Below are 12,508 nucleotides of genomic sequence, written 5' to 3' on the forward strand. Positions count from 1 at the left end.
ACGCAACACCGGATTTCGGCCGTCGCTCGACGTGATCGGCGCCATCTCCGTTTCTTTCACACTTATCACAGCTCGGCGAGCGACGCGTACTGCTCAGTTCCCGTCGTAATCGACCGTTTAAATACGAGCGCGAGCGAACCGGCCGGTAGTGAGCGATCCGATCCCGACCGGCTGTCGACCGGTCGACGAGCTGTTGGGGGGCGGCTTCGAGCGCGGCGTCGTCACGCAGGTGTACGGGCCGCCGGCCGCGGGGAAGACGAACCTCGCGCTCGCCGCCGCGGTCGAGGTCGCGGCCGGGGGCGACCGCGCCCTCTACATCGACACCGAGGGGCTCTCGATCGACCGCTTCGAACAGATGGCCGAGGGGCGGCTCGAACGGGGCGACGGCGACGACACCCTCGAGGAGCTCGCCTCGCGGCTCGTCATCTCGGAGGCGTACGACTTCGACGACCAGCGCGAGGCGGTCCGGGACGCCGAGGAGCTCGCCGAGGAGGTCGAGCTGATCGTGTTGGACTCCGCGACCGGCTTCTACCGGCTGGAGCGCGCCGGCGACACGGAGGGCGGCGAGTCGCTCCGCAAGGTCGCCAAGCAGGTGACGCACCTCCTCTCTCTCGCCCGGCGCCACGACGTCGCCGTCGTGATCACGAACCAGGTGTTCACGGACCCCGAGGGCGACCGCGACCGCGCGCTCGGCGGGAACACCCTCAACCACTGGACCGGCGCGATCCTCCGCGTCGACCGCTTCCGCGGCGGGAACCGCCGGGCGACGCTCGAAAAGCACCGGTCGAAGCCGGCGGGCGACACCGCGACGTTCCGGATCGTCGCCGACGGGCTCGCGGAGGGTGCGGACGGGAACCGCTCCGACTGACGGTCGCAGAAAGGCAATAAAAAGCGGCCGGGCGACGTTCTCCGCTCGTTCGACGCCTACCGCCTCACAGCTCGCCGAGCTTGCGGAGGAGCTGGCCGCGGTACTCCTCGTCGGCGTTGACGCCCTTGATCTCGAGGACGTTCCGCTCTAACTTGTCGAGCGCGACGTGGAAGGCGTGTTCGGCGCCGTACCCCTCGCCGGAGCCGCCGACCTGGCCCTCGTTGGTGCGGAGGCGGATCTGACACTGGATCAGGGGCGTGCCGCGGAGCTTCTCCTTGTGCGCGTGGAGCCGGACGTGCGCGTGGATGACGTGCATGTCCGCGTACTTGTCCGCGACCTGTTCGATGGACTCGACGATGTGCTCGCGGGTGGTTCCCTCCAGCAGGTCGACGTTCGTGATCTGGACGTCCATCGAGTCCTGCTCGGTGAACGTCAGCGCGCGCAGCACGTCGGTCTTCGTCACCATCCCGGCGACGGTGTCGGCGCCCTCGGGCGTGACGACCAGCCCGGAGACATCGTTGTCGAACATGCGCTGGACGACCGTCTGCGCGGTCTCGTCGTTCGCCGCCGTGACGACCGGGCTGGACATGATGTCGTAGACGGGGATGTCGAGCATGCGGTCGATGTCCCCGGCGCGGTCGCCGCTGCCCTGTCGCTCCTGGTCGCGGACGACGAACTCCACGATGTCGTTGGTGGTGACGACGCCGACGAGGTCGCCGTCGTCGTCCAAGACCGGCAGCCGGGAGACGCCGTTCTCCCGGAGGCGGTTGATCGCGCGGCCGACGCTCTCCGTCTCGCCGATGCCGATCACGTCCTCGGTGGCGATCTGGCCGACGGTGATCGCGTCGAGGCTGTCGATGACGGCCTCGAGGATCTGGTCGACCGTGACGATCCCGAAGAGCTTCTCGCCCTCGTAGACGGGCGCGATCTTCACGTCGCCCTCGACGAGGAGCCGCGCGGTCTCGCGGACGTCCTCGTGGCGGTCGACGGAGGGCGCGGGCTTCATCACCGCGGACACCTTCGTGTCGTCCTCCATGCGCGAGCGCATGAGCTGTTTCTCGCCGACGACGCCGGCGTACTCGCCGTCCTCGGCGACGACGATCCCCTTGGGGTTCTCTCGCTCGAAGATAGAACGGACCTTGGCGAGCCGCTCGTCGACGTCGACCTCGACGTATTCCGGCGCTGCGATATCAGAGATGTTCATAGTCCGTTCTGAGGATTCGACGGGCCGGGTATTGAAAGTGCGGGAGTCGTCGCGCGCGGCGGCGACCGTCGTCTGACGGTCGAAATTCGCCTGAAGGTATTTGGGCGCCGCGACCGAAGTCACCCCGTGAAACTCTCGACCGCGCTGATCGCCGTCGGGGTCGCGCTGATCGTGATTCCGCTGCCGGTGCCGATCCCCTTCGTCGGCGTGATCGTCGGCACGCTCGCGCTGTTAGTCGGGCTCGTCCTCCGGCTGTTCGGCGTGTGAGGCCGCCCGCTCGGCCCCAGATCGCAGCCCTCCCGGGGCGTGAGGCGCCGCGCTCCCGGGACGTGAGGCGCCGCGCTCCCGACGTGTGAAACCTTTTTGCCCGTTACCCACCCACGGCGATGCGTGTACGACGCCGTCGTCCTCGACAACGACGGGGTGTTGGTCGGGCGGACGCCGTTCGACACGCTCCGCGAGGCCGCCTGGGACGCGTTCGTGAGCCTCGGCGTCGAGGACCCGGACCTCGCCCACGTCGACGACGTCGCCGTCGGCGTCGACCCCGCGACGCTGACCGACATCTGCGAGCGCTACGGGGTCGACCCGGCGGAGTTCTGGCGTGTCAGAGACGAGACCGCGGCCGCGGCGCAGATCGACGCCGCCCGGAAGGGGCGGAAGACGCCGTACGACGACGTCGATGCGCTCCGCGCGCTGGACGCCTCGCTCGGCGTCGTCTCCTCGAACCAGCAGGCGACCGTCGACGCCCTCCTCGACCACTTCGGGCTGGCGGGCCGCTTCGAGGCCGCGTACGGCCGCGAGCCCTCGGTCGCCAGCCTCTCGCGGAAGAAGCCCTCGCCGTACTACATCGAGCGCGTCCTCGAGGATCTCGGCGCCGAGACGGCGCTGTTCGTCGGGGACAACGAGTCGGACGTCCGCGCGGCCGACAACGCCGGCATCGACTCCGCGTTCATCCGGCGTCCCCACCGCCGGTCGACGGAGCTCTCCTGTCACCCGACCTACGAGATCGACGACCTCCACGACCTTGTGAGCATCTGCGGGCGGGCGCCGGCCGATACGGACGGCGAGGTCTGAATCGGCGGCCGAATCCGCGCCACCCGCCCCGACCAAAACGGGCATGTGGCCCGTCGCCGAAACGCGACCATGCCATCGCCCTCCGCGAGCCCGGCCACCGACCCAGACGCGCCGGACGTGCGGTCCGTCGTCGGCCGCTACCGCCGCGCCGAGCGCGCCGCCAGCTGGTCTCTCGCGCTGATCGCCGTCGGCGCGTCCCTCGCGGCGGTCGCGGCGCTGTCGTTCTGGCCCGGCGTGGCGGTCGGCGCCGTCCTCATCGCCGCGCTCCGCGTGCCCCTGTTCCGACGGCGCGGCTCGACCCGCCTCCGGACGGACGCGACGCCCGAGGCCGTCGTCCGCGAGTTCGCGACGGCGACGCCGCCGATCCTCGCGTTCCAGTGGGCCGTCGCCGACGAGGTTCGGCGCGACGGCGCGACCAGCCCGACCGATTCCGTCGGCGAAGGCGCATCCGGAGCGGGCGCGACCTACGAGTTCTCGTACCTCTTCGGTCTCAGAACGGTCGAACTCGACCTCGCCGTGGACGTCGGCGAGGGGGACCCGATCGCCGGTGAAAGCGGGACCGATAAGTCCGGGAGCGCGTCGGATCGGCCACCGGTCGCGACCGTCGACATCGAGGGGACCGCCGGCGGGAAGCCGTGGGGATCCTACGCGGTCGCGGTGCGCGAGGCGCCGGACGGCGGGAGCGTCGTCGACGTCGAGCTACGGCCGACGCGTCGGTTCGGCCTCCGTCGGCTCCCGCAGGGGTGGGCCGCAGGGCGGTACTACGCCGAGGCGCTGGCAGCGCAGGGGTACGAGACCGTCGAGCGGACGGTCTCCGTGACGCGGTGACTCACCCGACGAGCTCCGTCTCGGGCGCGTCGACGACGGTGCGGGAAACGCGCTCGTCGCCGTCGACGCCGCGGAGCTCGACGCCGCGGAGGCGCAGCGCGACCGCCGCGTCCGCACGCTCGTCGTCGTCGCGGGGACGGAGCGTCTCTCGGGTGTCGTCGCCTTCGCCGTTTCCGTCGTACACGACCACCAGTTCCTCCTCTTCGAACGCGACGTAGTCGACGGCGTCGAGCCGGATCGCGACCCGGCGCCTGCGGGCGATCGTGACCGCGACCCCGCCGACGGCGGCGAGCAGACCGACGCCGGCGACGAGGAGGTCGCCGGCGCCGATCGCGCCGACGTCGTCCCACAACAGGTTCGGGACCAAGCTACCGAGCGCGAGCACGGCGCCGACGCCCGACCAGCCGACGTCGCGGAGCTCGGGCGGGACCCGTCCCGCCGCGAGCGCCCGCGGAACGCCGCGGAGGGCGTCGACGACCCCTCGACGGATCCGGATCTCGTCGGGGGCGACGCGGACCCGTCCGCCGACCGTCGCGAACGACCACGCGCCGGTTCGGCTCATCGGGGGCTCGCCGGATCGAGGCGGTCCAGCGCGGGGAGACGCCGAGTCGAAGGGTTCGCTGTCATGGAGGGTTGTCGGATACACCGCCGCGACCCACTTAAACCCGCTCGCGGCGCGGGTTCGAGCGCGGGGACGAAGCCGGGGGCTTTTGGCCGACCCCGGGACAGTGTCAGTCATGGACCTCCCGCCCGTCGGCCTCGGAACGATGGGGATCGACGACCCCGACGCGGTCGCGACCGCGCTCTCGCTCGGCTACCGCCACCTCGACACCGCCCGGATCTACGACAACGAGGCGGTCGTCGGCGAGGGGCTCGCCGCGGGGCTGGCCGGTGATTCCGGCGTCGACGACGCCGTGGACGCCGCGAGCGACCTCGACCGTGAGGACGTGACCGTCGCGACGAAGCTGTGGATCGACGACCTCGCGGCCGACGCCGTCGCGCCCGCGGCCCGCGAGAGCGCGGACCGTCTGGGCGTCGACGCGATCGACCTGCTGTACGTCCACCGGCCGCGGGGTGACTACGACCCGGAGGCAACGCTGCCCGCGCTCGACCGGTTAGTCGACGACGGCCTCGTCCGGAACGTTGGCGTCTCGAACTTCGAGTTCCCGGACCTCGACCGCGCGGTCGACGTCCTCGACGCGCCGCTCGCGGCCCATCAGACCGAACTTCATCCGCTCTTTTATAAACCGAAGCTGCTCGACCACGCCCGCGAACACGGGTATCCGGTGGTCGCCTACTCGCCGCTCGCCGGCGGTCGCGTGCGCGAGCTCGACGCCGTCGCCGAGGTCGCGGACGCGCACGGGACGACGCCCGAGGCGGTCGCGATCGCGTGGGCCGCCGGCAAGGAGCCGGTCGTGACGATCCCAAAGGCGTCGAGCGAGGCACACCTCCGCGCGAACCTCGCGGCGGCCGACCTCGAACTGACCGAGTCCGAGGTCGCCGCGATCGACGCCGTGGAGCGCGAGGCGGAGCTGTTCCCGGAGTAAACGATCCGTATTCTTGGATCAAATTGGGGATGAACTGCGTTCGATGACCACGATCCCGCGTCATTTTTATCGCGGGGGCGACGACGGTCACACATGACAGAGATCATCGACGGGGAGGCGGTCGCGGCGGACGTGCGCGACGCGGTCGCCGACGAGGTGGCGCGGCTGTCGGAGGAGGGCGTCGAGCCGGGGCTCGCCACGGTGCTGATGAGCGACGACCCGGCCAGCGAGACGTACGTCTCGATGAAGCAGCGCGACTGCGAGGAGGTCGGGATCGAGTCCTTCCACGTCGAGATCGACGCCGACGCGCCCGCGAGCGAGCTGTACGAGACGATCGACGACCTCAACGACCGCGACGACGTCCACGGGATCTTGGTCCAGCTTCCGGTCCCCGACCACGTCGACAAGCGGACCGTCCTCCGGCGGATCGACCCGGAGAAAGACGTGGACGGCTTCCACCCGGAGAACGTCGGGCGCCTCGTCGCGGGCGACGCGCGGTTTAAACCGTGTACGCCCCACGGCGTCCAGAAGCTCCTCGCCGCCTACGACGTGGAGACCGAGGGGGCGGACGCCGTCGTCGTCGGCCGCTCCGACATCGTCGGCAAGCCCATGGCGAACCTGCTGATCCAGAAGGCGCCGACCGGCAACGCGACGACGACGGTCTGTCACTCGCGAACGGAGGACTTGGAGGGGAAGCTGGGGGGGGCTGATCTGGTCGTCGCGGCCGCCGGCATCCCGGAGTTCGTCGACGGTTCGATGCTCAAGGAGGGCGCGACCGTGATCGACGTGGGGATCAATCGCGTCGACGCGGACACCGAGAAGGGGTACGAGCTCGTCGGCGACGTGGAGTACGAGTCGGCGAGCGAAGTGGCGGGGGCGATTACCCCGGTTCCCGGTGGGGTGGGGCCGATGACGCGCGCGATGCTCCTTTATAATACGGTGAAGGCTGCCGGGCTCCAGCACGACGTTGAAGTGGAGTTGAACTAGGAGGGGGACGCTGTGGACTTCGTGAGTTCCGGCGGTCTTCGTTTATAAGCGACCGAGTGTTGTTTATAAACAGTTGCTTTGGGGTCGACACCGAACACCGCCAAAGCCCCAGCCGCTCGGCCGTACGTCGTTGCTCCCGCGGTGAACGCCTCCAAAGCCCCAGCCGCGAGGCGGGCGCACGCTCGCTGCGCTCCTCGTCACTCACTTCGTTCGTTCCTGCGGTGCTTGCGTCGCCTGCGCCCGCCTCGCGGCTGCCCCTTTGAGTCCCGCCCCGCTCCGCCCAGCACCGCAGCCTCACGCCTCCCCAGCCTCGTCGGCCTCCCTTCGGTCGGCCGACTCCCTCGCGCGTGCTCCTCGCGGCCGCCGAGGGCGGCCGCTCGCAGGCACGCGCCACCGCCGTCTATTTATAAGTAAGCGATCGTCGCCGCGACTCCCGTTCAGTCGTCGTCGGCCGCGGCGGCGCGGTTCCGGATCTCGATCCGGTCTTCGATTTCTGGGTCGATGCCGTGCTCGCGGGCGTACTCCGCCAACACCTCGTACTGGATGTCGGCCTCGTCGATCCGGTGGCGCTGGGCGAGCGTCGGGTACTCGTGTTCGGAGTGCAGCAGGTAATCCGAGACGGCGACGGTGTAGCGCGCCTCGGGGTCGATGGGCTCGCCGCCGACGGCCGCCTCTAAGATGAGCTCGGCGTCGTCGTCCCAGACGACGCGCGCGTTCGAGACGTGGCCGTGCCACCAGTCGTCCTCGCCGAAGTCCACGTCGGGCGCGGCCATCTCCCGGAACACGTCGTGAAGCTCCGCGCCGGTGACCGAGGCGAGCGCCACCGGCTCCTCGAATGGGATGAGGGAGATCAGGTCCGCCTTCGTCACGTCGCCCGCCCACGGGTCGCCCTGCCGGAGCCCGCCGGCGTTCGACAGGCCCACGTCGGCGTCGTGGGCCCACCGGAACGCGTCCGCGACGAAGTTGCCGACGCGGCACTCCCCGCCGTGGACCACGTCGCCGGCCCGCTCGATCGGCTCCTCGACGACGTCGACGGTCTCGTCGAGGTCGGCCGCGGCCATCCGCTCCGCGAGCGCGTCCGCGAGGTCGGGCGCGGGGTCCGCCCCGTCGGGCTCGTGAAGCGTCGCGATCGGCGGGTCGGCGTCGAGATCGATCTCGGCCACCGTCTCCCCGTTGACCCCGGGTCGGACGAGCAGCGTGTCCGCGACGACCTCGTTCCGGCGGCTGTGGACGTGGCCGCCGAGGATCGCGTCGACGTCGAGCTCGCGCGCGAGGTCGTCGTCGCCCGCCCCGAGGTGCGAGAGGACGACGACGTGATCGAGCGGGTCGCCGTCGCCGGCCGCGCGCTCCTCGCTCCTCGGAGTCGCCCGGTCCCGGCGTTCGGCGACCGCCGTCCGCATCTCAGCGAGCGCGTCGCGCGCGGCCGAGACGGGGTCGTGGAACGAGAGGTCGGCGGCCATCGGGTTCAGCGAGTCCGTCGCGGGGTCGGTGACGCCGACGAACCCGACCGTCTCCCCGTCGACCTCGCGGGTCGCCCACGGGACGACCCCCTCGTCGCGGCCGAACGGCTCGCCGTCCTCGTCGCGGACGTTCGCGGAGACGAACGTCGCGGGCGAGTCGGCGACGAGGTCCCGGAGCGCGTCGGGGCCGTAGTCGAACTCGTGGTTGCCGAACGTGTCGAGGACGGTGTCGGTCGCCTCGTAGAAGTCGAGGACCTGCCTGCCGGTCGCGACCAGCGAGAGGACGCCCGGCGCGGTCGTGTCGCCGGTGCCGACGACCGCGGCGTCGGCGCCCGAGAGCGCCCGGACCCGGCCGGCGAGGCGGGCCGCCCGCTCGGGGGCGTCGAAGACGTTCTCGATGTCGGAGTAGTGGACGAGACGGACCATTCGATACGGGGAGGGAGGGGCGAGCCGGGCTTAAAAAGCGCGGAGTCGGTCCGCCGCTGCGGTCCCTCGGTCGTTACCCCGTGATCCCCGCTCGCACACCCGCACGACATTGAAAGCGCTTTTATGGATGTCCGGACTACGTCGCTTCACAGCCTCTGCGGGGTTGATGATGTGCCGTGCCGTTAGGGACCGACCACGGTACGGGCACGCGAGCCCGCGCGGAGGATAGGTGAACAACATATGCCCGTTTACGTAGACTACGACACCCCGGCGGACCTCGCGGAGCGATCCCTCGAAGCGCTCGAGGTCGCCCGAGACACCGGCACAGTGAAGAAAGGAACCAACGAGACCACCAAGGCCGTCGAGCGCGGCAACGCCGACCTGGTCATCGTCGCCGAGGACGTCTCCCCCGAGGAGATCGTGATGCACCTCCCCGAACTCGCCGAGGAGAAGGGGATTCCGGTCGCCTTCGTCGACACGCAGGACGAGGTCGGGCAGGCCGCCGGCCTCGAGGTCGGCTCGGCCGCCGCCGCCGTCGTCGACGCCGGCGACGCCGCCGACGACGTCGAGGACATCGGCGAGAAGGTCGCGGAGCTCCGATAACCTCCCATGAGCGCAGAAGAGGGCACCGGCGACTCGACGACCGCGGAGGTCATCGAGGTCGTCGGCAAGACCGGGATGCACGGCGAGGCCATGCAGGTCAAGTGCCGCATCCAGGAGGGATCGAACCAGGGCCGGATCATCACCCGGAACGTCCTGGGTCCCGTCCGTCTGGGCGACGTGCTCCAGCTGCGGGAGACCCAGCGCGACGCCGACTCCATCGGAGGCCGATAACCAATGGTCGAGACACGCACCTGCGATTACAGCGGTGAGGAGATCGAGCCCGGCACGGGCACGATGTTCGTCAAGAAGGACGGCACCGTCCTCCACTTCGTCGACTCGAAGGCGGAGAAGAACTACTTCCTCGGCCGCGAGGCGCGCGACGTCGAGTGGACCGAGGAGGGCCACCGAGCCGGAGGCGACGAGCAGTGAGCCACCACGACGAGCGCACCTTCGTGATGGTGAAGCCCGACGGCGTCCAGCGCGGTCTCATCGGCGAGATAGTCTCTCGCTTCGAGGACCGCGGGCTCAAGCTCGTCGCCGGCAAGTTCGTCCGGCTCGACGAGGAGCTCGCGAAGGACCACTACGGCGAACACGAGGACAAGCCGTTCTTCGACGGCCTCGTCGAGTTCATCACCTCCGGCCCCGTCTTCGCGATGGTGTGGGAGGGCGCGGACGCGACCCGCCAGGTCCGCGCGATGGTCGGCGAGACCGACCCGACCGAGTCGCCGCCGGGCACGATCCGCGGCGACTTCGGCCTCGACCTCGGCCACAACGTGATCCACGCCTCGGACCACGAGGACGAGGGCGCCAACGAGCGCGAGATCGACCTGTTCTTCGACGACGAGGAGCTCGTCGACTACGACCTCGACACCTCGGCGTGGGTGTACGAGGACGAAGACCACTGACGCCCCGGCTCTCGGAACTTTTCACTTTTCGCTGCGCCCGACGCCCGCCGAGCCCTCGCTCAGTCGACACACCGCGTTTCCGGTGAATCCCGCCCGGTGACTCGTCGCGGTCTCTCGGTTTCCGTGAGGAATCTGGTTATAAGTCGACCGTGAACGTCCACGCCCTCTCAGGTGTCGACCGCGATCGCGGTCCCGTCGTCGGCGACCACGATCACCTCGTCGCCGCCGTCGCCCGTGACGTCGGCGAACAGGGGACCGCCGTAGGCGACGACGTCGCCGGCGTCACCCCGGGCGATCACCTCGCCGCTCTGGGTCATCGCGAGCACCCCGCCGGCCCGGTTGACTACCGCCGGCGCGCGCTCGCCGTTCCCGTCGACGTCGCCCATGCGCGGCTCGTTGATCCGGGTCGACGCGCCGTACTGCTGTTTCCAGACGACCTCGCCGTCGAGCAGGTCGACCGCCCACACGCTTCCGGAGCCGCCGACGTACACCCGCCCGGGGTCCGCGTCCCCCACGGCGATCGGGCGGTCCTGGAGCTTGACCTCGTACCGGTCCGACCCGTCGCTCGCCTCTACGGTCTCGATGGTCCCGCTCGCGCCGCCGAGCGCGAGCACCGGCCCGTCGCGGCTGTCCGCCGCGTTCCAGCTGAGCGGGTTCACGCTCGGCTCGGTCGTCCAGCGCGTCCCGCCGTCGCCGTCGAGCATGTGAACCGTCGCGGGGTCGCCGGCGGTCGTCAGCACGGCGAGCCCGCCCCGCTCGCCGGCCTCGGCGTCCGGTTCGACGATGAGCGGCCGACGGCTGATCTCGCCCGACAGCGAGGCCTCGGCGACCGAATCGCCCGCGGCGTCGACGACGCGAACGCCCCCGTCGGTCGTGACCGCCGCGATCTCCCGGTTCCCGTCGCCGGTGAGGTCGCCGACGGCCGGTCGGAGCCCGGCGGGGCCGCCGAGGTCGACCGCGAACCGCTCCGTCCCGTCCGCCGCGTCGAGAACGACGAGCTCGCCCGACGCCGTCGTGAGCGCGACCACCGAGTCGCCGCCGAGGGTGCTCGCGGTGAGGCCGCTGACGGCGACGGGATCGCCGCCGTCCGCTCCGTCGGAGTCGTTCCCGTCGGAGTCGTTCCCGTCGGCGTCTCCGCCGCCACCGGTGCCGTCCCCGCCGCCGCGCTCCGCGTCCGGTCCGGAGACCGGAACCGTCCACGGGGTCCGGTCCGTCCCGGCGACCGTCGCGGTGACGACTCGCGACCCGTTCTCGACCGCGGGCCGGAGGAGGAGCGGGTCGCCGTCGACGGTCGCGACCACGGCGCCGCTGCCGTCGTCGCCCGCGGCCGGCTCGGACTCCCACACGACCGTGGCCTCGGTCGTGACGTCGTCGACGCCGACGAACGCGAACAGCGCCACGCCGACGCCGGTCGCGCCGCCGGCCAGCAGTATCAGGGTCGCGAACAGGACGCGTCGGTCCATTTGAACCCCCTTCGGGCGTCGCCGTGAAACGGTTGTCGGATGCGGACCCGACGGTCGTCGAACGCGGCTCCTCCGGTCCGCGGCGGCCCGGGAGACGCACCGGGAGGCCGCTCCTACCGCTCCTTCCGCTCCAACAGCGTCGCCACGTGATCGGCGTGCGCCTCGCCGACGAGGTCGCGCAGCGTTGCGGGGTCGCGCTCGCCGTCGGCGTTCACTAAGTAGACGGCGCCGTCGCGGTCGCCGTAGACGCCGTGGAGGTCGTAGACGAACCCGTACACGGTCGCGTCCGCCGCTTCCTCGCTCTCTCGGGCGAACGCGACCTGCTCGTGGACGTTGTACTCGACGAGGCGGTCGCGGACCGAGGTATCGGCATCGTTGTCCGCGTTCTCGTCGCCCGCGCGGTCGCCGGCGACGTCGCCCCCCTCACCGACCACGGCCGGGTCGTTCAGCCCGGCCTCGACGATCGGTAACAGCGCCTCGACGTCGGCGCGGACGCCCGGTTCGGCCGGGAACTCCCCGGTGCGAGCCGCCGTGAGCGCGGCGGCGACCGCGCCGCAGCCGGTGTGGCCGACCACGGCGAGGACCTCGGTGTGGGTGTGCCGGAGCGGGTACGCCACGCTCCCGTCGAGGACTCGCTCGCCGTCGACGAGGGCGCTCACGCTGTTGCCGATGGCGCCGGAGGTGAAGAGGAACCCCGGCTCCTCGACGGCGAACATCCCCTCCTGGGAGACGCGCGAGTCGGAACAGCAGACGGAGACCACGCCCGGGCGCTGCCCCTCGCGGTGGCTGTCGAAGGATCCGGACGGCAGCGCGGCGACGTGGTCGTCGTTGCGGTCGAGGAGGTCGACGAGTATCCCGCGGTGCATACCGTCTCGACCCGGCGGGAGAACAAAAGCGTCGGGGCGGGAGGGCTCTCGGGACGCGGGCGATCGGCGCCGAGGGGGCGGCCCCGTCAGGCGACGAGTCCGACCGCCGCGACCAGGAACCCGACGACGAACACCGCGAGGAGCGCGACCGTCGCGATCACGACCGCCGGCGCGAGCGCCTCCTCGTTCTCGTCGAGGACGAAGTCTTCCATGTTCTGCATGTCCGGAGCGTCGTCGCGGCGGGGTTTGAACGCTTCGACCGAGGCCGCGCTACCCG

The 12,508-nt window shown here is 70.9% G+C and carries 16 protein-coding genes; 10 read left to right on the top strand and 6 right to left on the bottom strand.

The genetic code is table 11. The features are described from left to right. Window positions 1-148: 148 nt before the first annotated feature. Window positions 149-868: a DNA repair and recombination protein RadB gene (gene radB / locus DVK07_RS13440; protein WP_121597539.1), complete on the top strand. Its 720-nt coding sequence runs from the start codon at window positions 149-151 to the stop codon at window positions 866-868. A 64-nt stretch (window positions 869-932) separates the two neighbouring features. Here radB and DVK07_RS13445 read toward each other — a convergent pair whose 3' ends face one another. Beyond that, a complete protein-coding gene (locus DVK07_RS13445) occupies window positions 933-2,072 on the bottom strand; it encodes a CBS domain-containing protein (protein WP_121597540.1) in 1,140 nt (379 codons plus the stop codon). A 126-nt stretch (window positions 2,073-2,198) separates the two neighbouring features. Here DVK07_RS13445 and DVK07_RS23350 point away from each other — a divergent pair, with 126 nt between their 5' ends. From DVK07_RS23350 to DVK07_RS13455, 3 genes are all read left to right on the top strand, one after another. Further along, window positions 2,199-2,339: a hypothetical protein gene (locus DVK07_RS23350; protein ID WP_199719516.1), complete on the top strand. Its 141-nt coding sequence runs from the start codon at window positions 2,199-2,201 to the stop codon at window positions 2,337-2,339. Window positions 2,340-2,462: 123 nt separating this feature from the next. Continuing rightward, window positions 2,463-3,146 carry an HAD family hydrolase gene (locus tag DVK07_RS13450; protein ID WP_121597541.1) on the top strand — a complete coding sequence of 228 codons (684 nt, stop codon included), beginning with the start codon at window positions 2,463-2,465 and terminating at the stop codon, window positions 3,144-3,146. 69 nt (window positions 3,147-3,215) lie between these two features. Next, window positions 3,216-3,974, top strand: coding sequence for a hypothetical protein (locus DVK07_RS13455; protein WP_121597542.1), 759 nt, complete (start codon window positions 3,216-3,218; stop codon window positions 3,972-3,974). A 1-nt stretch (window position 3,975) separates the two neighbouring features. Here DVK07_RS13455 and DVK07_RS13460 read toward each other — a convergent pair whose 3' ends face one another. Next, the gene (locus DVK07_RS13460; RefSeq protein ID WP_121597543.1) at window positions 3,976-4,536 is read right to left on the bottom strand and encodes a hypothetical protein; all 561 of its coding nucleotides are present in this window, start codon (window positions 4,534-4,536) and stop codon (window positions 3,976-3,978) included. 175 nt (window positions 4,537-4,711) lie between these two features. Between DVK07_RS13460 and DVK07_RS13465 the strand changes: the two genes are divergently transcribed. After that, entirely contained in the window at window positions 4,712-5,521 is an 810-nt protein-coding gene (locus DVK07_RS13465; protein WP_121597544.1) for an aldo/keto reductase, read from the top strand. A 93-nt stretch (window positions 5,522-5,614) separates the two neighbouring features. Then, entirely contained in the window at window positions 5,615-6,508 is an 894-nt protein-coding gene (locus DVK07_RS13470; RefSeq protein WP_121597545.1) for a bifunctional methylenetetrahydrofolate dehydrogenase/methenyltetrahydrofolate cyclohydrolase, read from the top strand. Window positions 6,509-6,945: 437 nt separating this feature from the next. Here DVK07_RS13470 and DVK07_RS13475 read toward each other — a convergent pair whose 3' ends face one another. Beyond that, the gene (locus DVK07_RS13475; RefSeq protein WP_121597546.1) at window positions 6,946-8,394 is read right to left on the bottom strand and encodes a bifunctional UDP-sugar hydrolase/5'-nucleotidase; all 1,449 of its coding nucleotides are present in this window, start codon (window positions 8,392-8,394) and stop codon (window positions 6,946-6,948) included. Window positions 8,395-8,634: 240 nt separating this feature from the next. Between DVK07_RS13475 and rpl7ae the strand changes: the two genes are divergently transcribed. From rpl7ae to ndk, 4 genes are read left to right on the top strand one after another with little or no spacing between them, the layout of a single operon-like run. Next, window positions 8,635-8,997 carry a 50S ribosomal protein L7Ae gene (gene rpl7ae / locus DVK07_RS13480; protein ID WP_004595322.1) on the top strand — a complete coding sequence of 121 codons (363 nt, stop codon included), beginning with the start codon at window positions 8,635-8,637 and terminating at the stop codon, window positions 8,995-8,997. A gap of 6 nt (window positions 8,998-9,003) precedes the next feature. After that, entirely contained in the window at window positions 9,004-9,228 is a 225-nt protein-coding gene (locus DVK07_RS13485; protein ID WP_004595321.1) for a 30S ribosomal protein S28e, read from the top strand. A 3-nt stretch (window positions 9,229-9,231) separates the two neighbouring features. Next, the gene (locus DVK07_RS13490; protein WP_004595320.1) at window positions 9,232-9,426 is read left to right on the top strand and encodes a 50S ribosomal protein L24e; all 195 of its coding nucleotides are present in this window, start codon (window positions 9,232-9,234) and stop codon (window positions 9,424-9,426) included. After that, window positions 9,423-9,902: a nucleoside-diphosphate kinase gene (gene ndk, locus DVK07_RS13495; RefSeq protein ID WP_026046299.1), complete on the top strand. Its 480-nt coding sequence runs from the start codon at window positions 9,423-9,425 to the stop codon at window positions 9,900-9,902. Before DVK07_RS13490 ends, ndk begins: the two co-directional genes overlap by 4 nt. A gap of 167 nt (window positions 9,903-10,069) precedes the next feature. Here the strand turns inward: ndk and DVK07_RS13500 are convergent, their stop codons facing one another. The 3 genes from DVK07_RS13500 to DVK07_RS24215 form a co-directional block, all read right to left on the bottom strand. Next, window positions 10,070-11,365, bottom strand: coding sequence for a PQQ-binding-like beta-propeller repeat protein (locus DVK07_RS13500; RefSeq protein ID WP_121597547.1), 1,296 nt, complete (start codon window positions 11,363-11,365; stop codon window positions 10,070-10,072). Between the two features lie 113 nt (window positions 11,366-11,478). Next, complete coding sequence (locus DVK07_RS13505; protein ID WP_121597548.1) at window positions 11,479-12,231, bottom strand: carbonic anhydrase; 753 nt, start codon at window positions 12,229-12,231, stop codon at window positions 11,479-11,481. Window positions 12,232-12,317: 86 nt separating this feature from the next. Then, window positions 12,318-12,452 (bottom strand): hypothetical protein, encoded by a 135-nt coding sequence (locus DVK07_RS24215; protein ID WP_255410485.1) that lies wholly within the window; start codon window positions 12,450-12,452, stop codon window positions 12,318-12,320. Window positions 12,453-12,508 lie beyond the last annotated feature (56 nt).

Origin of the sequence: Halorubrum sp. Atlit-26R (assembly GCF_003666015.1) — an archaeon.
Classification (GTDB): domain Archaea; phylum Halobacteriota; class Halobacteria; order Halobacteriales; family Haloferacaceae; genus Halorubrum.

Bases quoted from the DNA above. Each gene is read 5' to 3' on its own strand.
- DVK07_RS13445 (WP_121597540.1), bottom strand. From the start codon at position 2,072: ATGAACATCTCTGATATCGCAGCGCCGGAATACGTCGAGGTCGACGTC.
- DVK07_RS13455 (WP_121597542.1), top strand. From the start codon at position 3,216: ATGCCATCGCCCTCCGCGAGCCCGGCCACCGACCCAGACGCGCCGGAC.
- DVK07_RS13460 (WP_121597543.1), bottom strand. From the start codon at position 4,536: ATGAGCCGAACCGGCGCGTGGTCGTTCGCGACGGTCGGCGGACGGGTC.
- DVK07_RS13465 (WP_121597544.1), top strand. From the start codon at position 4,712: ATGGACCTCCCGCCCGTCGGCCTCGGAACGATGGGGATCGACGACCCC.
- DVK07_RS13470 (WP_121597545.1), top strand. From the start codon at position 5,615: ATGACAGAGATCATCGACGGGGAGGCGGTCGCGGCGGACGTGCGCGAC.
- DVK07_RS13475 (WP_121597546.1), bottom strand. From the start codon at position 8,394: ATGGTCCGTCTCGTCCACTACTCCGACATCGAGAACGTCTTCGACGCC.
- rpl7ae (WP_004595322.1), top strand. From the start codon at position 8,635: ATGCCCGTTTACGTAGACTACGACACCCCGGCGGACCTCGCGGAGCGA.
- DVK07_RS13485 (WP_004595321.1), top strand. From the start codon at position 9,004: ATGAGCGCAGAAGAGGGCACCGGCGACTCGACGACCGCGGAGGTCATC.
- DVK07_RS13490 (WP_004595320.1), top strand. From the start codon at position 9,232: ATGGTCGAGACACGCACCTGCGATTACAGCGGTGAGGAGATCGAGCCC.
- DVK07_RS13500 (WP_121597547.1), bottom strand. From the start codon at position 11,365: ATGGACCGACGCGTCCTGTTCGCGACCCTGATACTGCTGGCCGGCGGC.
- DVK07_RS13505 (WP_121597548.1), bottom strand. From the start codon at position 12,231: ATGCACCGCGGGATACTCGTCGACCTCCTCGACCGCAACGACGACCAC.
- DVK07_RS24215 (WP_255410485.1), bottom strand. From the start codon at position 12,452: ATGCAGAACATGGAAGACTTCGTCCTCGACGAGAACGAGGAGGCGCTC.